The 19307-nt window shown below is 36.9% G+C and carries 14 protein-coding genes, 1 pseudogene and 1 other annotated feature; of the genes and pseudogenes, 13 read left to right on the top strand and 2 right to left on the bottom strand.

Annotated features, from left to right (window positions below):
* Positions 1–10: 10 nt before the first annotated feature.
* From AC0VYT_RS14885 to AC0VYT_RS14830, 12 genes are all read left to right on the top strand, one after another.
* A complete protein-coding gene (locus AC0VYT_RS14885) occupies positions 11–1036 on the top strand; it encodes a TrbL/VirB6 family protein (RefSeq protein ID WP_034686378.1) in 1026 nt (341 codons plus the stop codon).
* 11 nt (positions 1037–1047) lie between these two features.
* Entirely contained in the window at positions 1048–1749 is a 702-nt protein-coding gene (gene virB5 / locus AC0VYT_RS14880; protein WP_004644764.1) for a P-type DNA transfer protein VirB5, read from the top strand.
* A 153-nt stretch (positions 1750–1902) separates the two neighbouring features.
* The gene (locus AC0VYT_RS14875) at positions 1903–2784 is read left to right on the top strand and encodes a VirB8 family type IV secretion system protein (RefSeq protein ID WP_228131033.1); all 882 of its coding nucleotides are present in this window, start codon (positions 1903–1905) and stop codon (positions 2782–2784) included.
* Between the two features lie 11 nt (positions 2785–2795).
* Positions 2796–3689: a TrbG/VirB9 family P-type conjugative transfer protein gene (locus AC0VYT_RS14870; protein WP_015060278.1), complete on the top strand. Its 894-nt coding sequence runs from the start codon at positions 2796–2798 to the stop codon at positions 3687–3689.
* Positions 3689–5110, top strand: coding sequence for a type IV secretion system protein VirB10 (gene virB10 / locus AC0VYT_RS14865; protein ID WP_015060277.1), 1422 nt, complete (start codon positions 3689–3691; stop codon positions 5108–5110). The genes AC0VYT_RS14870 and virB10 overlap by 1 nt, the downstream gene beginning before the upstream one ends.
* Positions 5091–6203, top strand: a complete 1113-nt coding sequence (virB11, locus tag AC0VYT_RS14860) for a P-type DNA transfer ATPase VirB11 (protein WP_005253250.1) — start codon at positions 5091–5093, stop codon at positions 6201–6203. Before virB10 ends, virB11 begins: the two co-directional genes overlap by 20 nt.
* Entirely contained in the window at positions 6200–8926 is a 2727-nt protein-coding gene (locus AC0VYT_RS14855; protein ID WP_476496677.1) for a type IV secretory system conjugative DNA transfer family protein, read from the top strand. The genes virB11 and AC0VYT_RS14855 overlap by 4 nt, the downstream gene beginning before the upstream one ends.
* A 10-nt stretch (positions 8927–8936) precedes the next feature.
* A complete protein-coding gene (locus tag AC0VYT_RS14850) occupies positions 8937–9218 on the top strand; it encodes a hypothetical protein (protein ID WP_005248700.1) in 282 nt (93 codons plus the stop codon).
* A 10-nt stretch (positions 9219–9228) separates the two neighbouring features.
* On the top strand, positions 9229–10518 hold the full coding sequence (locus AC0VYT_RS14845) for an LPD7 domain-containing protein (RefSeq protein ID WP_015060274.1): 1290 nt from the start codon (positions 9229–9231) through the stop codon (positions 10516–10518).
* A 426-nt stretch (positions 10519–10944) separates the two neighbouring features.
* Entirely contained in the window at positions 10945–11331 is a 387-nt protein-coding gene (locus tag AC0VYT_RS14840; protein ID WP_005248689.1) for a hypothetical protein, read from the top strand.
* A gap of 367 nt (positions 11332–11698) precedes the next feature.
* Complete coding sequence (locus AC0VYT_RS14835; RefSeq protein WP_106439102.1) at positions 11699–13630, top strand: site-specific DNA-methyltransferase; 1932 nt, start codon at positions 11699–11701, stop codon at positions 13628–13630.
* 2 nt (positions 13631–13632) lie between these two features.
* Positions 13633–16260: a DEAD/DEAH box helicase family protein gene (locus AC0VYT_RS14830; RefSeq protein ID WP_106439103.1), complete on the top strand. Its 2628-nt coding sequence runs from the start codon at positions 13633–13635 to the stop codon at positions 16258–16260.
* Between the two features lie 326 nt (positions 16261–16586).
* Here AC0VYT_RS14830 and AC0VYT_RS14825 read toward each other — a convergent pair whose 3' ends face one another.
* Positions 16587–17291, bottom strand: coding sequence for an IS6-like element IS1008 family transposase (locus tag AC0VYT_RS14825; RefSeq protein WP_001067783.1), 705 nt, complete (start codon positions 17289–17291; stop codon positions 16587–16589).
* A 70-nt stretch (positions 17292–17361) separates the two neighbouring features.
* Here AC0VYT_RS14825 and AC0VYT_RS14820 point away from each other — a divergent pair, with 70 nt between their 5' ends.
* Positions 17362–17928 (top strand): recombinase family protein, encoded by a 567-nt coding sequence (locus AC0VYT_RS14820; protein ID WP_004897285.1) that lies wholly within the window; start codon positions 17362–17364, stop codon positions 17926–17928.
* 39 nt (positions 17929–17967) lie between these two features.
* Here the strand turns inward: AC0VYT_RS14820 and AC0VYT_RS14815 are convergent.
* A pseudogene (locus AC0VYT_RS14815) lies at positions 17968–19201 on the bottom strand (IS3 family transposase).
* Positions 18796–18912: a sequence feature (AL1L pseudoknot), on the bottom strand. Its footprint overlaps the pseudogene before it by 117 nt.
* Positions 19202–19307: the final 106 nt, after the last annotated feature.

Raw genomic sequence — 19307 nt, 5'->3', positions numbered from 1 at the left:
GGGGATTGCAATGGCAATTATTACTACATTAGAAACAAAAATTGATTCTCTATTAGCAAGTTACGTGACAGGTGTTAGTAGTAATATCGCTTCTGCAATTGTTCCTATAGCTTTGACTGCTGCAACAATTTATATCCTGATCATTGGCTACAATATTGCGACTGGTGCACAAGAAGATTCTATTTATACCGCTTTATGGAAGTTTTTTAAGATCGCTTTTGTTGGTGGAATTGCTTTAAGTGCGGGAGTCTATCAATCCTTTGTTGTTGAAGCTATTAACGGATTGGCTATCGGATTAATTCAGATTGTTAGTCCAGGTGGTGAAACTTCGTTAGGTGCTTTACTGGATCAAGTGAGTGTGCCGTGGGGGGAATTAATCCAAAAATTAGGTGAAGAAGCTGAATCGGCTTCTGGTGTTTTTCCTGATATTGGCTTGTATTTATCTGCTGCTGTTGTTTCTGTTGCTCAATTCTTATTGTTCTTTATTGGCACTGGCCTTTATCTGTTAGCAAAAATCAGTCTGCAACTATGTTTAGGGGTCGGCCCTATATTCATTCTGTGCGCAATGTTTCCTGCTACACAAAAATATTTTGAAAGTTGGCTTTCCCAAACATTGAGCTATGTTTTCACCATAGGCTTTATCACAGCAATTATCAGTATGCTCTTTGCCTTCGTTTCAGGCATGTGTACGCAAATCGCTAATAACTTTGATGCGGGTGACATTCTTACTTCTGTAGTTTCCCTCTGTATTGTTGCGGGAACTATTGTAGTGGTTATGTGGAACATTCCAACGATGGCTTCAGCCATTACAGGTGGGGCGGGTGTTCAAGGTGTCGGTCGTGCTGTAGCTCAAGCTATTACTAAAGGTCGTGGCGGTAATAATTCAAAATCTGATAGTGCTTCAACTACTCCTACCACTGGAGGAAGTGTTCAAGGGAATTCTAGCAGCTCTAATAATTCTAATAGCACGAATACAGGAGGATCTAAGCCGTTATATCAACGACACACTCTCTCTAACCTCAAAAGAAACAAATAGGAATTTTTCTAATGAAAAAACAATTGTTAGCTTTGGGTTTAGGTTCATCTTTGTTTATTAGTGGTCAAGCCAATGCTACAGGTATTCCTGTCATTGACGGTGCTAACCTTGTTCAAGCTGTTCAAAATATGGTGGCTTGGGGTGAGCAATACAATCAGATGGTGAACCAGATCCAACAGGCAAAACAGCAATACGATTCCATTACTGGTATTCGTGGTTTCGGTGATGCTGTCAATAATCCATATCTTAAAGACGTGATTCCAAGTGATGTTGCTGACATTTATAAAGGCATCCAACAAGGCGGTGTCAATGGTATGACTTCAGCAGCTAGAAACATTCGTGATGCCACAATGGTTTATGACTGTGCTTCAAGAACTGGCCAGAACTATAAAGCCTGTCAAGCTGCATTAAATAACAATGCACAAACACAGGCTTTAAATCAGCAAGCGTTAGGCGTTGCGGATCTGCGTACTGAACAGATTGATAATCTGCGTAAACAGATCAATAACACTACTGATGCTAAAGCTATCGCTGAGTTACAGGCTAGGATTCAAGCGGAACAGTCACAAGTTGCTAATGATGCAAACCGAATTGCTTTGATGCAGGCGCAGGCGCAAGCTCAAAAAGATGCAGCACAACAGCTTGAAATTGAAGGCCGATTAAAACGTGCTGCCCAAAAAGGCAACATTCTTGACGGCTACTCTGGTAACTAAACTTTTAAAAAAATGCCCATTTCTTTTGAAATGGGTATTTTTTTTGCAATTTTTCAGAAAACATTGAATTTATAAAACCAAAATATATTATTTTGGTTTACGATTTTTATATTTTTTGGCATACTTAGAGAAATAACTCTAATAGGGTCTATCATGAACAAACTTAAAAAAGTATCTGCTGCTGAAGAAGCTAAAAGCTATGAAAAAGCTATGGATTGGGAAGCAGATCTTATTGCGATGCGGGCTAAGTCAGAACGTAAAGCTTGGACTATTGCAAAAGTAGCGGTGGGCGTGGCCGTCTTAGAAGCCATTGGATTAGTGACATTAGCTCCAATGCGCCAGACTGTACCTGTTGTTTTCACAGTAGATAAAGCTCAAGGAAATGTTGAATACGTGGGCGTTGTTGATGATCAGCAAGTAAAAGGCAAACAAGAATTAATTGATAAAAATAACATTACTCGTTATGTAACCGCCCGTGAGAGTTATTTCTATCCGTTATTACAGCCAGATTATGATTTAGTCATGACTATGAGTAGTAATCAGGTCGGTAATGACTTTGCTTCACTCTATGAAGGTGATAGTGCAAGAGATAAAAAATACGGCAAAAAATATGAATTAAAAGTTGATGTGATTTCTGTCCAGACTAATCAGGATGAAACAGGTTTTACTGCTAGTGTCCGCTTCACTAAGACTTTGCATTCAGTCGAAGCTAATCGTGATGAACAGCCACAATATTATATTGCAAGTATTCGATATGAATATGCTCCGAACAATCTAAATAAACTGGTAGAAAAAGATCTAATTAAAAACCCATTCGGCTTTAAGGTCGTGGGCTATCGTGTCGATCCTGAACTATCTCCTAACAGACCTGTAGCGCAAGCTGCGGTTGTTGAACCTAGTCAGCAAGTCTATGTTCCGATTCAACAAGGCAGGGCTGCTGTTCAGCCACAAGCTCAACAAGGCGGGGCTGCTGTTCAGCCACAAGCTCAACAAGGCGGGGCTGCTGTTCAGCCACAAGCTCAACAAGGAATGTAAAGGATCATTACATGAAAAAATTAATTCTTGCTTTGGGTTTGGCGGTGCATGGGATCTCTTATGCAGCAATTACGCCTAAAGCTTTGCCTACCGATTCACGTATTAGAACAATCAATTATGTTCCTAATGATGTTTATCGAATTACTGTCAAAAAAGGCACTGTAACCCGCATTGTATTAGGTGAAGGTGAAAGAATTTTAGAGCGTGGTGCTGCTACTGGATACCCTTCAGACTGTGAAAAGGATGACACCAATTGGTGTATTTTTGCTGATACTGGATCAAATTTAGTATGGGTGAAGCCAAAGGATAAGGCTACTCGGAATAACTTAGAGTTACGCACTAATAAGCGTGATTATAGTTTTGATTTTCAAGTTCTAAATAATGCCAAAGAAAAACCGATGTATCGTGTTGTCTTTAAATACCCACAAGAAGAAGAAGAAAAACGGAAGCAGGAAGAAGCTCAACGCTATAACGCTTATGCAGCACAATTAAAAGAAGAAAGCCAACTTACTGAATTTTTGGTTTTACAGCATCGTTTAGCCAATGCTGCGCCTGTCCCTAAAAACTGGAATTATCGTCAAGCTGCAAACAGCAAAGGGAAGCATTTTGTTCCTGAAATGCTATTTGATGACGGTCGTTTTACCTATATGCGATTTAAAGGAAATACTGATATTCCAGTCGTATTTATTGAAGGTACGGAAGGGGAAGAAAAAGTTAATTTCCATATCAGTAAAGAAGATCCAAAACTTTTAATTGTTGAAGCTCTAGCTAAAAAATTTGTTTTACGTCAAGGAAAAGGCGTAGTGAGCATTTTCAATGAATCTTATGATCCTGTCGGTGTTGCTCCTCAAGATGGCACTACTGTAGAGGGTGTTAAACGTGTCATTACTGGGGATATGAACTAATGAATATTAATGATCAAAAACCATTAGATGATCAACAAGCTCCTGATGAAGAATTTAACGAATCAGAAAATGGCATTGTGTCTGTCAATGAACGTGGGGATCAGGAAGATGGAAAAGGTAAAAAAATAGCGTTTATTGCAGTTATGGCAGTACTTTTTACTGTTATAGCGGTCTTTGCCTATAACTTCTTTTCAGATAGTAGTGATGCTGAAGAAGCAGCCCAATTAAAAGAAAATCAGATAGATCCAAGCCTAGATGCTTCAGCTAAAAGAAGGGATTTTACTAATACTGATCCTACGCCAATGGATGCGGGTCAAAATGCTCAATTTCAAAGCCTAGATGCCTGTCAGGATCAAAGTATTCCTAGACAGCTAACAGACAATAACGGCAATGCTTTAACTTATAACGGCATGTTGGTTTTTCAATGCCAAAATGGTCAGCAGATTTTAAGACAGCCTGAAGCTGCGCCAGTAGTTGAACAGCAAGCAGCAAATCAACAACCTGTAGTAATTCAGCCACAGCCACAACAACAAGCTCAATATGTACCTTTAAATAATGGAAGCCGTTACGGTGGCGGGATCTTTGTTAATCCTTCACAACAAGGCGGGGCGGTTGGCCAGCCGTCAAGCATGAATCATCAAGCAGCTTATAACCAAGTAACAGGCATGATGAAACAGTTTGAACAGGATCAGAATAGTAATAGCCGTTCTGGTAATTTCTCTGGATCTGGTTTGATGTCTTTAGCGCATGATGATGAACCTATGCAGCAGCATCAGCCACAACAAGCTACAACTAACATGGCTAGTCATTCCTCTAATAAAGTCCAGGCTAGGTTTATTGGGGATCGAAATTACTTAATTGCTAAAGGTCGTGTAATCCGCTGCAACCTGTCAGTTAAAGTCGTTTCAGAAATTGGCGGTATGGCTTCATGTGTCCTTCCACAACCTGTTTATTCTGATAATGGTCGTGTAGTCCTTGCTGAAGCGGGATCTGAAGTCATTGGAGAATACAAAAGTATTGCAGCACAAGGTCAAAGACGTTTAGGTGTCATCTGGTCACGCTTAAAAACTCCGCATGGTGTTATTGTCGATATTGATTCTCCCGCAGCAGACCATTTAGGAACAGGTGGTTTAAGTGGTCGAGTAGATAACCGTTGGGGCGCACGTATCGGTGCAGCGTTTATGCTTTCTTTAGTTCAAGACGCTATTGCTTACGGTATTTCTAAAGAAACAGGCGGGAACAATAGCACTCCTTATATGCTTCAAAACACTTCAGACATGGGTAAATCAATGGCTGAAACAGTGTTGAATGAAACAATCAATATCAAGCCAACAATTTATAAAAATCAGGGTGATGTAGCTTCAATTTACGTGGCCAAAGATATTGATTTCAGAGGTGTGTATGAACTCCGCGCAAAATAATGTTTTAAGCAAGGATGTAATGGTTAGACAGCTATTACTTCCATTAGAAAAATTCTTAAAAACTAAAGGGGTGACTGAAATTGCAATTAACGCACCTAACGAAGTTTGGACGGAATCTAATAAAGGATGGGAAAAGCATTCTATAAATCTGGAAATGGCGCAAATAACAGCTTTAGCTAATGTTATTGCTACCTATACCAATCAACGGATTGGCCAAGAAAACCCTATATTATCTGCTCAATTGCCTGATGGAGAGCGTATTCAGATTGTTCTACCGCCAGCCATTGAAAATGGAACGGTATCAATGACAATCCGTATTCCTGACGAGTCAAACCGATCATTTCAGGAATATAAAGATCAAGGCTTTTTTGACCACTTCAGATATGGGAAATCTAAAGAGTTTGAGCAGTTTAAACCTGTATTACGTACTGAAGATATTAAGCTAGTCCAGTTTTTAGAAAACAAAGATCTTGAGGGATTTTTTAAATTCGCTGTTCAATGTAAGAAAAATATTGCAGTTGTTGGTGATACTGGTTCGGGTAAAACCACTTTCATGAAGGCAATTTGTCAGTACATTCCTAAAGATGAACGTCTTGTTACTATTGAAGATGTACGTGAACTTTTTGTTCCACATGAAAACAAGGTTCACCTACTTTATTCTAAAGGTGGTCAAGGTAAAGCTAAGGTAACTCCATCTGATCTGATCGCTAGTAATATGCGTATGAAGCCAGACCGTGTATTACTTGCTGAATTACGTGGTGGAGAAGCTTTTGACTTTCTGAAACTGCTTACAACTGGTCACAGTGGATCTATTACAAGTTATCACGCTGAAAGCTGTTCACTGGCTTATGATCGCTACGTCTTTATGTGCAAAGAACATGAACAAGCAAATATCTACGATGCCACTACACTAAAGGAATTAGTTGCTTTAACCATTGATATTATTGTTCATGTTGAAGTGAAGAAAAAATATGATGATGAAAGTAATTTAATAGGTAAAGAACGCTTTATTTCTGAAATCAAATTTGATCCTGTTTCTAAAGTTAAGGCTCAATTTGGTGATGCTGAAATTATTGTCGGGGATCGAGCATGAATAAAAAGATCCTGATTCTACTCCTTGCGATTTTTCTAGCAGTCGTTGGTTTCTTTATTACTAAATATCTGGCCGGTGTTCTTTATTACTTAGCTAATAAGACCAATCCATTTCCTGAAGTGAATCTGACAACGTGGGGGTATTATTGGGATTTATATGCACACAATGTACCTGCACAAAAGAAAAAGCTGCAAGGTGCCTTGATCGCTGCACTATTTATCACTTTTGTTCTCCCTGCTTTAGTCATTGCTAGTCTGTTTAATAAAAAACAGTCGTTACACGGTGATGCCAGATTTGCCACAACAAAAGAAATTCAGAAATCTGGATTGATGGGAAATAAGGGAATTTTAGTAGGGAAATATCATAATAAATATTTAATGCTTGGCGGTCAGCAATTTGTACTTCTGGCTGCTCCGACACGAAGCGGTAAAGGTGTAGCGATTGTTATTCCTAACCTTCTAAACTATTCGGATAGTGTAGTTGTACTGGATTTGAAGCTTGAAAACTTCCTATTAACTTCTAAATTTCGTGCCAAGAATGGCCAGAAAGTTTATCTATTCAGCCCATTTTCTGAAGATCTAAAATCTCACAAATGGAATCCATTTGATACCGTTAGTCATGACGAAAATTTTAGAGTAGGTGAAATTCTTGCTATTGGTCGAAGTTTCTACCCTGTGACTGGTGATGCTAAAACCGATTTCTGGAATGACAATGCTAATAACTTATTTCTTGGCCTAGCCCTATATCTATTTGAAACTGAAGATCTGCCTGTAACTATGGGCGAGGTTTTAAGACAGAGTTCAGGTAAAGGTAAGCCAATTCAGGATCATATTAGATCTATTATTGATGAAAGAGCGCAAAGTGATAAACCGCTTAGTGATACTTGCCTAGATGCTTTAAACCGTTTTTTAAGTTCACCAGACAATACGCTCGGTAACATCATTTCTACTTTTACCTCACCTTTAACGATTTTTGCGAACCCGATTGTGGACGCTGCAACTTCATCAAGTGACTTTAAACTTGAAGATGTACGCAGACAAAGAATGTCTATTTATTTTGGTGTTCAACCTAACCGCTTAGGGGATGCTAAGAACTTAATCAATTTGTTCTATTCACTCTTAATTGATGTGAATCTAAAAACACTGCCACAACAAGATTCATCTTTGAAATACCAGTGCCTAGTCGTGAATGATGAAGCAACGGCTGTCGGTAAAGTCGCGAAAATTGCAGACGCTAACTCATTTATTGCGGGTTATAACATTCGTTTATTAACAATTATTCAGTCTATTGGCCAGTTAGAGGACGTTTATAAAACTCAAACTAGGGGGCTTGTAACTAACCATGCTTTGCAGATCGTTTACCCGCCTAGAGAACAACGAGATGCTAATGAATATAGTGAAATGCTTGGCTATTTCACTTTTAAAGCAAAATCTAAAGGCCAAAGCCGTTCTATGGCATGGGGGCAAGGTGGCTCTAATTCAGAAAATGAATCAGATCAAAGACGAGCTTTAATGCTCCCTCAAGAGTTAAAAGAATTGTCGCAAGATAAAGAAATTATCTTTATGGAAAATACAAAACCTATCATGTGTGAAAAGGCTAAGTATTTTAATGACAGTGCTTTTGTGGATCGCCTAAAGTCCGTTTCTCCTAGCATGAAAGCAATTAAAGGTTTTCCAACTCACAAGCAATTAGAAAAAATTGCCTTTGAGGATCTGGAACTTTCAATTCCTATTCCTGATTTAGACGTAAAGCTGCATAAGGCAAAAATTGAAAAACGTATAACTGAAATTACTACAGTAGAACAGGCTGAACAGATAGATATTTCTAGCTTAGTTATCCCTGAATTTAAGTTAGATAAAACAGTTTTTGAAGATCCTGAAAATCCACAACCTGAAGAATGTCTACAAGTGGTCGATCAATTCTTTGGGGCTGTTGAATGGGAAGAAGATACTGAAGCGCAAAATATTGTCGATGACTTCTTTAGCCAGGTGGAAGCTAGTGCTGAAAATCCAATAGAAAACCTAGTTGCAGTAGATGAACCAGAACAAACGGAAAACCTTATTGCAGTTGATGACACTGAATTTAGTCATGACGAAATGGAAAATCTGGTTGCAGTCGATGAACCAGAACAAGCGGAAAATCTAGTTGCAGTCGATGAACCAGAACAAGTGGAAAATCTAGTTGCAGCAGATGAATCAGATCCTCTGGCCATGATTGCAGAAATGGAAAATCTGGTTGCAGTCGATGAACCAGAACAAGCGGAAAATCTAGTTGCAGCAGATGAATCAGATCCTCTGGCCATGATTGCAGAAATGGAAAATCTGGTTGCAGTCGATGAACCAGAACAAGCGGAAAATCTAGTTGCAGCAGATGAATCAGATCCTTTGGCCATGATTGCAGAAATGGAAAATCTGGTTGCAGTCGATGAACCAGAACAAGCGGAAAATCTAGTTGCAGCAGATGAATCAGATCCTCTGGCCATGATTGCAGAAATGGAAAATCTGGTTGCAGTCGATGAACCAGAACAAGCGGAAAATCTAGTTGCAGCAGATGAATCAGATCCTTTGGCCATGATTGCAGAAATGGAAAATCTGGTTGCAGTCGATGAACCAGAACAAGCGGAAAATCTAGTTGCAGCAGATGAAGGTCAAAACGGATCTATAGAAAATTCAGATATTGATGACGTTTATCAGGCGTTTTCAGACCAAGTTAATTCTAAATAAGGAAACTATCATGAAAAAAATCTCTCTTACATTAATCAGCCTTGCCCTATCTTTTTCAGTTGTGGGCTGTACTTCAAATAAAGCCGTGACCAGTCCTAATGGCTTTTCATCTAAAGCGGTTAATCAGCCTGACACTGTAAAAAACTATATGCAAAGCATAGCTGTATATCAGCAAAATAAAGATTTAAGCACTGAAACTGAAAGACAAATTGCACTTCTAACAGACAAATATATTCAAACCAAAATGATTATTGACGAAGCAGCACGTCGCCAAAATATTTCTAATCAATAAGGACTTGATCATGACTGAAGCAAACAAGGTCGATAAACCTAGTTTTAATAAAGAACAAACAGGCTATACCAAACTTGGCCAGACGTTAGAAACAAATCAAGCTGAAGTCAATTCGATTGAAAAAGCTGAAAATATAGATATTTCAAAAAGTACAAAAGGTATTAATCAAGATCCTGAAGAAACTAAGGTAACTGATACCAAAAAGCTAAAAGCTGATGACAGTAAAGAATCTAGTGAAGAAGGCATACCTAAAGCATTGCTCAATAAATATTATGTGGTAGATGACAAATATCACTTTAAAGGTAATCCTGAAAAAGTAGCTTTTGAAGATTCTGGAAAAGCTTTAAAAACCACAATTGATGATAAACATATTGCTGCTTCAATGGTGGAGGTAGCAAAAGCTAAAAAATGGGAAACAATACAGGTTAAAGGCTCTGAAGAATTTAAACGGAATGTATGGCTTGAAGCTTCAATGAAGGGCATGACAGTAAAGGGTTATGAACCTCGTGATATTGATCTAGCCTTGCTCAATGATATGAAAAAAGAACAAGGTAAAGAGGTAGTTCACAATACTATTGAAAAGGGTAATGAACGCCAGAAAGAGAAGCCTTTAAATGAGAAGGATAAAGTAGATCCTGCACAGGAACGGAAGGAAAAAATTAATAACCTGTCAGAACAGGAAAAAGCTTTACTGACAGTTTTTGATAAAAAAATGAAAGCTGACGGTTTCACAGAAAAGCAGCGCACAGCCAGTATAGACGTTGCGGTTGAACAGCTTAATCAGAAAAAAATGCACGTTGGAAAATTAGTAGATCATGGTGAAGCACCTTATAAGCATGATCCTAAAAATAACAGTAGCTACTACGCCACTATTGAAAATAGTAAAGGTGAAAAAAGTACAATCTGGGCGAAGGATCTGGAACGTACTTTGAAAGAACAAAATATCATTAAGAATGATGATATTGTCCTGACCTATAAAGGGTCTAACAAAGTCGAAGTGAATACTAAAGAAATTGATCCTAAAACTGGACTGCCAACAGGCGCAAGAGTTCAAACATTGGCAAATAAAGGGAAGTGGGAAGCTCAAAGCTTGAGTAAATTGAAAGAAACAACTGAAAAAGCTTTAACCAAAAATGATAAAACTAAGCTTCAGATTCAACATAATGCCGATATTCAAAATCAGAAATTTCATAAGCCAAAATTAACGGCTTATGATGCCAATGCTCCAAAACAGCAGCCAGTACAGCAGCCACAAGTTAAAACTCAAGAGAGAAATAAAAATAAAGATATATCTCGATAATCTAGGCCACGAAAACACCCATTACGGGTGTTTTTTTATATCCCGCTACTAGATCAAATGGGAGCAGTTTATTTTCTGCGGTCGCCATTTAAAAAGCACAGCTTTTTAAAGCTCACTTGAAAATCAACGGTAATCAGGGAAGGGAAAATTTAACTGATTGCGTCAGTTCGCAAAGTAGACACTTTGCTCTGATATATGTGCTATGGATCTGGATTAGATAGGTAATATAGATGCCTGGATAAACGCTGCAGCTTGCAGCTTTTATCCAAGCATCGGGATTAGACGTTTTAGAGATTATGGACCAGACAATAATATTGGCAGTCCATAATCTACTAAAACCAATAGAAGGTTAAACTTGGGATATTGCTTGTATTGTCCACCTGTGGACTATATAATCAAATTTAATCTGATTAAGGACGGTAAAGAATGACAAATGCAGATTTTAAACTGCTAGTTGAATCATTGGGATTTTACAACCCTGAAGCGATACGCGATTATTTCAAAGCTATAGGCTTTAATGAATCTATTAACGTCCGACCAATCCAATATTGGTTAAATGGTAAAAGTGTAGCTCTCAATATGCCGATTCCAGACGATGTGGTTGAGCATTTTAAGCAGCTTGAACAAATGAAAATTGAGTTATCAGGCCAAGAGAAATTTAAGAAAAATTGCTTTCTCTACAAAGATAAATATCTAATGTGGGAAAAATTCCCTGAGCTAGAAGGGCTACCTAGTACGTACCTTAATCAACTCATGGTTCTGGTGAATATGCTACATGGTTATAGGGAAATGCAGTATTGCACAAGCTACTAGGAATCATAGAATGAAAAATCAGGATCTTTCTATTGTCGAGCTAATTAGTAAACGCAATAAAATTGTCTATACGGTTTGCGGATTATTGGTCTTACTGACAATCTTATCTTTTGCCAGATACTTTCTGAATTTTAGTATCCTTTACCTTTTAATTCTGCTTATTCCATTTTTTGTATTGATGTATTGGATGATAAGAGTTACCGAACATATAAAAGATGAGAAAAATTTAAAAGAATCTTCTTAATGAAGTGAGTAAATCGTACAACTCATGATCTAGTCTAAGATCTGTTAGTTAAATATCTAAGATGAATGGGAATAGAATCGCATATAATTCTGCATTCACAAAATTTTAGCATCGGTAGTAATCATGGATACAGCTCTAATTCAAACGCTAAAAAAAATTCTTAAGCAGTTTCCAAAATTTTGGAATGGTGAAAACCTCCAAAGATCCCTCGTTATTGATGCAATTCAGAAGAAAGAAGCTGATTTAGTTAAAGCTTTAATCAATAACAGTAAGATTAAGTCTATTTATAGTACCGATGTTGATGGTGTCCTTATTTTTGAGTTTGAAAAGCTCATTAGCCTATTGAAATATAAAGAGTATTGGGCTGATAGTTTTACTAAGTACCGTAATAATGTAGGTTTGACCAGTGAAGGTAAATATTTAGATTATAGTTCTGATGTTGTTTTAGATTTTCCTTTTAAAGATTGTGTTCTTGAAGGTGGAATGACTAAAGAGGATCAGGGTAAGGATGAAATTTATTACAATGAAATCATTGCCCGTGATGAAATTGATCGTCTATTTTCTCCAAAAGTATTCACAAATTCAAAACGCTATATTGAAAATGGTGTGCAAGAAGATATTGGTGAATTTACAAATCAAGATAATCTAATTATTAAAGGTAATAATTTAATCGCTTTACATTCATTGAAATTAAATTTTTCAAATTCAATAAAATGTATTTTTATTGATCCGCCTTATTACTTTATTGAGAAAAAACCTGCTGATACTTTTGTCTACAACTCTAACTTTAAGCTTTCATCTTGGTTAGTGTTTATGAAAAATCGGCTAGAAATAGCAAGAGAGCTTTTGACAGAAGATGGTGTTTTATACATCACAATATCAGATGATGGCGCACACTATTTAAAAGTCATGACTGATGGTATTTTCGGTCAAGAAAATTTCATAGCCGACGTGATTTGGCAATCAAGAAAATCTGTATCAAGTGATGGATTGATTTCTGTTTCGAGTAACCATGTCTTAACTTATGCAAAAAATAAAAATAAGATAAATAAACATGAATTTAGATTGGCATTGGATGTTGAAGGCTTTGATTTAGAAGATGAACTAGGTAGGTATAAAGTTGAACCTTTCGACGCGCCTAATGAACGTAAAAACTTATCTTACCCAATAGTAAATCCTAATAATGGAGAAGTGTATACTCCATCAGAAGGTAGATGTTGGAGAACAAAAGAGAGTGAATATTTTGATTTATTAGAAAATAACAGAATCCAATTTGGATCTAAAGGACAAACGAAGCCACAATTAAAAGTATATTTAAAAGATGCTATTGAAGCTGGTAAAGGCAAAGCAGCATCAACATTATGGAACTCTATTGTACCAGATACCATCTTATGGACATCTACTGATACTACAACCAGTGCAACTAAGCATCAACAACGAATGTTTAATACGGTTGTATTTGAAAATCCTAAGCCTGAGAATTTAGTTCAACGGGCTATAGAACTCGCAACTAATGAAAATGATTTAGTATTAGATTTTCATCTAGGCAGTGGAACGACGTGTGCGACTGCTCATAAAATGGGACGTCGATATATTGGTATAGAACAGATGGACTATATCAATGAAATTACCGTACCTCGCCTACAAAAAGTCATTGAAGGTGAGCAAGGGGGGATCTCTAAAGATGTGAAATGGCAAGGCGGTGGAAGTTTCGTCTACACTGAGCTTATGGAATTAAATTGCCTTTTTATTCATCAAATTGAACAAGCAAAAACAACAGAACAATTACTTCATATATTTGAAGTCATGAAAGTAGAAGCGCACCTTAATTATCATATTGCATTAGATCGTGTTTTAAATAATGAATATGAAATTGATGGGGTTAATCATTTGGTAACGTTTAATGAGCTTGAATTAACTCAGCAAAAACATCTTTTAATTGAAGTTCTGGATAAGAATCAGTTGTATGTGAATTTCTCAGAAATAGATGATCAAAGATATGCTATTTCAGAAAGCGATAAAGCTTTCACAACTAGCTTTTATCATAAGGATTGATCATGGCTAGAAACACTAAAGTAACGAAACAAGATCTTTTATTTAACCAATTCCAACAAATTGATAAATTTGGATTGTTTAAGGGGAATTATCAAACCCCTGAATATTTAAAATCTAACTTGAAAGACGACTTACGTTCTTATCAAGAAGAAGCCTTACGCTATCTACATTATGCACAAATTCATAATGAAGCAGATATACGTTTTAAGCATTTGTTATTTAATATGGCAACTGGCTCAGGTAAAACGATGGTCATGGCCAGTGCAATTCTTTATTTGTTTAAGGAATATGGCTACCAAAACTACATTTTCTTTGTACATACGGATGCAATTATCCAAAAAACTAAAGAAAACCTTTTAAATAAATTATCGTCTAAATATCTTTTTGCTCAATCTATTGAAATAGAAGGGGAACGTATAGTTATTGAAGCAGTCGATACATTCCCAAGACAGCCAAGTAAAAATACCATTTACTTAAAGCTATCAACGATTCATAAAATCCATGATGAGTTGAATAGCTATAAAGAGAACAGTATTACTTATGAGGATTTAGCTGAAATTCCACTTGTTTTATTGGGTGATGAAGCGCATCACTTTAATGCTGAAACAAAAGCTAAGGGTAAATCTAAGACTTCAACAGAGTATGAGGAATTAACTTGGGAACGTACTATTGAGCGTATCCTTGCATTAAAAGAAAAGAATCGTTTATTAGAATTTACTGCGACAATTAATTTAGAAAATAAGGAAATATACCAAAAGTACAAAGATAAAATCGTTTATCAGTACGACTTAAAGAAATTTATGACTGATGGTTTTTCTAAGAAAGTTATGCTTTTAGAAGCTAATCAGCATGATGATGAAAAAATGATTGATGCCGTTTTATTAAGCCAATATCGTAAGTTAGTGGCAATTAAACACGGTATTAAGGATTTTAAACCAATTATTCTATTTAAGTCGAATAAGATTGCAATTTCTAAGGCTAAGCAAGATCAATTTACCCAAATTATCAATGATTTAACCCCAGAAAAGGTTAAGCAGCATTTAGTGAATAAACAAACACAAATTACTTCATCAAGTAGTATTTGGAATAAAGTAATTTCTTATTATCTAAATCAAAATCTGATAACAATTGTGGAAAGTATACAAGATGATTTTAAAGAGCTTAATATTTTAAACGTGAACAAATCAGATATTCTAGAAGAATATCCCGTTTTATTAAATACTTTAGAAAATCCTGATAATCCAATACGATTAATATTTGCCGTTGCGAAGGTTAATGAAGGTTGGGATGTTTTAAACTTGTATGACATTGTTCGCATAAGTGAAAGTGCATCATCAACTAAATCAGGAACTGATAGTGAAGCGCAGTTAATTGGGCGTGGAGCAAGGTACTATCCATTCATTTTGAACGATGAAAAAAGTTTTATTCGTCGTTTTGACTTAAGTACAAGTGAACTCAGTGTTTTAGAACAATTACATTATCATACGATCAATGAACCTGCTTATATTAGAACTTTGCATCAATCCTTAGAGCAAGCTGATATTGTTGTAGATACAGATGGGCAAGGTATCATTGAACATGCCAAGCTCAAGCCTGCTTTTAAAGATTCTCACTTTTATAAACATGGACAATTATTTTTTAATGAAGTTGAAGAAATTACAGGACAAGAACGTTCGTGGACTTCATATTCATTAGAAAAACAGTATGAGATTTCTTATAAAACTGCTAATGAAGTTGGACTCGATAATCTAACTGGCAATCAAAACACTGTATTACATACGCAGACTTTACAGCTAGATCAGCGTTATTGGTTTAAAGCTTTACAGAAAATTAGGTTCTTTGAATTTAGTAATCTAAAACACTATTTCCCTGATTTAAGTAGTCTTGATGAGTTTTTATCTGATTCTCAATACTTAGGTGGATTAACAATTAATGTGAACTTACCTAGTAAGCTCAATCTAAGTGATCTTCCTCCTCGGGAGAAATTACAACTTCTGGAAACAGTTTTGACAAGGATTTCTGAGAACATTCGTCGTAACTATCAGAAATACAGAGGCACATACCGTTTTATTAGTAAACCGTTAAAAGATGTAATTACTGATTATACTGTTCATGTTGATCCAAATATGATGATCAATCAAAGAATCACATCAGAGAGTACCATTGGGAAAAAATGGTATGTCTATGATCAGGCTATCCTGAATCAGTTAGAACATAAGCTTATTAAGCTGCTAGAACAGTTTATGCAGAAACTGAATACTAAATATGATGATATTTACATTATTCGTAATGATGAGAAAACTACACGCTTTAAATTAACCGAATTTAATGGTGTCCGAGGTTTTATGCCTGATTTCATTATGTTGATGAAGGATAAGGCCAATGATGATATTTATTATCAGGTCTTTTTAGAACCAAAAGGCGATGATCGTTTGATACAAGATGCATGGAAAGAAAACATGCTAGAAAAAATAAATGATCCCAACCTTATTATGGTTGAAAGTGATGAAAATGTACGTTTAGTAGGCGTTAAATTCTTCGCTGAAAGTAAACGACATGAATTCATTAAAGACTTATCAGACAAGTTATATGACAGTCAGCAGTTAGAAGCGCAGTCATTATTAATTTAGGTTTTCCAATATGAATTAACAAACAGTAAAAAATCCGATTTCTTGAAATCGGATTTTTTTATCTATAACAATTTACATATTGCATGAATGACAAATTAAAAAAAGTAACTAAATATTCTGTATCTATAGAGTGTACCCTAAAGTTACAATCTGAAAGTTCATGAAATTATGTATCATTTAAATGATTTTTAATCATAAGTAACATGTAACTTTGATATTAAAGATTTATAATTTACAAAATTGTTCATTTTTATCCAATTGGGGCGAGAAAGAGGGCACTGTTGCAAATAGTGATTTGAGTCGATGATGTTCCCTTTAAAAAGTGCTTAGAGACCGAAAACCCTGTTGATTAGACACACTTCACCCTGAGGCTGACCATAATAAAATGACGATGCTTGTCCTTTACGTAGTGCACGCATGACTTCAATACCTTTAATTGTGGCATAAGCAGTCTTCATAGATTTGAATCCTAATGTGGCCCTGATGATTCGCTTTAACTTACCATGATCACATTCAATGACATTATTTTTATACTTAATCTGCCTGTGCTCAATATCTACTGGACATTTTCCTTCTCGCTTTAATCGTGATAAAGCATGGCCATAGGTCGCTGCTTTATCTGTATTGATGACCCGTGGAATTTGCCATTTTTTCACCGTATTGAAGATCTTTCCTAGAAAACTATAGGCTGATTTACTGTTCCGTCTAGCGGAAAGGTAAAAGTCAATCGTATGACCCCGTTGATCAACTGCACGATACAGGTAAGTCCATCGCCCCTTCACTTTGATATAAGTCTCATCCATATGCCATGAATGTAAATCTGTAGGATTACGCCAATACCAGCGTAACCGTTTTTCCATTTCTGGAGCATAACGCTGAACCCAACGATAAATTGTACTGTGATCCACATTTATGCCTCGTTCAGCGAGCATTTCTTGAAGTTCACGATAGCTGATGCCATATTTACAATACCAACGAACAGCCCAAAGAATGATTTCACCTTGAAAGTGCCGACCGTGGAAGGGATTCATCTGCTGTATCTCGAAATAAATAAGATATTTAGCTTATCATGTCAGCCTATTTGCAACAGTGCCAGAAAGAGTGAAAGGCCAAAAAGTAGGTTATGTGCGAGTGAGTTCGGTCGAGCAAAATACTGGGCGTCAACTTGAGGGGATTGAAGTCGACCGGATTTTTGTTGACCGTGCTTCAGGTAAAAATACTGACCGACCTAAATTTCAGGAAATGTTGAACTATGTCCGGGAAGGGGACAGGGTGATTGTACATTCCATGGATCGTTTTGCGCGAAGCCTGAAAGATTTGGTCACTGAAGTAGATAAACTGGTCAAACGAGGGATTGCCATCCAGTTTGTAAAAGAAAATATTACTTTTACGGCCGAATCCACCCCGATGGATAATTTGATGCTGCAATTGATGGGTGCTTTTGCACAGTTCGAACGTGAGATCATTTTAGAGCGGCAAAAGGAAGGAATAAAACTCGCCTCTGCTCAGGGGAAGTACAAAGGTCGGGTGCATAAACTAAAGCCTGACCAAGCTGAAGCTTTACGACAAGCATGGAGGGAAGGGAAGTATCCATCAAAAATGGCATTAGGAAAAGCTTTTGGGATTAGTCGTCAGGCGGTATACCGATATTTACAAGTTAGTGAATAGTGAACCGTACCGGGTTTGTCGGAGACTTTTTTATTTAAGTTAGGCCACCTGACCTAACGGGTTAATCTTATCATAGTATATTGCTTCAAACTCAAAAGGCGATACATAACCCAGTGCACTGTGTACACGCTTTTTATTGAACCAATCTACCCAATTTAGTGTCGCAAGTTGTACATCCGCTAAACCTTGCCAACCTGCTTTTAGATATTCAATCACCTCTGTTTTGTATAAGCCATTCACCGTTTCAGCCAAAGCATTATCGTATGAATCACCAGTCGTACCGACTGATGCTCGTAAATTTGCAGCTTCTAAACGATTGGTATGGCGAATGGAAAGATATTGAACACCTCTATCTGAATGATGAATCACATTCTTTGGCATGCCTCGATCATGCAATGCTTGCTCCAATGCATCGAGCACCATATCTGTATTCATTCGTGTAGATACTTTCCAGCCAACAATTGCTCGTGAGAACACATCAATAATAAAGGCGGTATAGACTCAGCCTGAATTTGTTTGAATATACGTAAAGTCACTCACCCACAGTTGGTCAGGATGATCAGCAGTAAAATTACGTTTCACTAAATCATCTGCTCGTTTTTGGTCATCTCGGCTACGGGTGGTTTGTTTGTTCTTACCTCACCAAACACCTTGTATACCTAGCTTTTTCATTAATCGAGCAACAGTACAGCGTGCGATAACATAACCTTCACGTTTCAGTTTTTGCCAGACTTTACGTACACCATACCGACCTGAACTTTCCTTCCAAATTCGTTTAATTTGTTCAGCATGATGCAAGTCATGTAAATCTCGCTTTGCTCGATGTTCTGGATTTTCGCAGAGATCTAGAGTGCGGTAATAGGTTGAAGGTGCGATTGGTAAAATTCTACAAATCGCCTCGACTCCGTACAGCTCTTTATTATTATGGATAAAATCCACCATTATTTGTGTGGGCAGTCGAGCTCCGCCTGGGCGAAAAAAGCGGCTGCTTTACGTAGAATCTCATTGGCGCGTTGCAGTTCTTTATTTTCGCGTTCGAGTTGTTTGATACGTTCTTGGTCTGAAAGCTGCTGTACTTTAACTGGATTTTGCTGATCTAAATGCTTTTGATGCCAGGCACGTAGTGTTTCAGGAGTACAACCCTTGCGCAGTATACTGCTCAGGGAGCAATAGCGGTGATCGCAGCCCAATTCGATGGATAATCTTTTTCAGATTCAATCAATAATTGAACCGCTCTTTCTCTAATTTCAGGGGTATATTTTAATTTTGTCATCGGGATAGTCTCTCAGAATATTAACTCTCCGACAAACCCGGTACGGTTCAGTCTAGGATCAATTTAAAAAATGGGTGGTGTTTCAAAAAGTATGCTGAAAAAAAGC

Source organism: Acinetobacter sp. QJM3NY_42, from assembly GCF_056173745.1.
The sequence above is the reverse complement of the archived record's forward strand: the minus strand, read 5'-3'. Positions and strand labels throughout refer to the sequence as shown.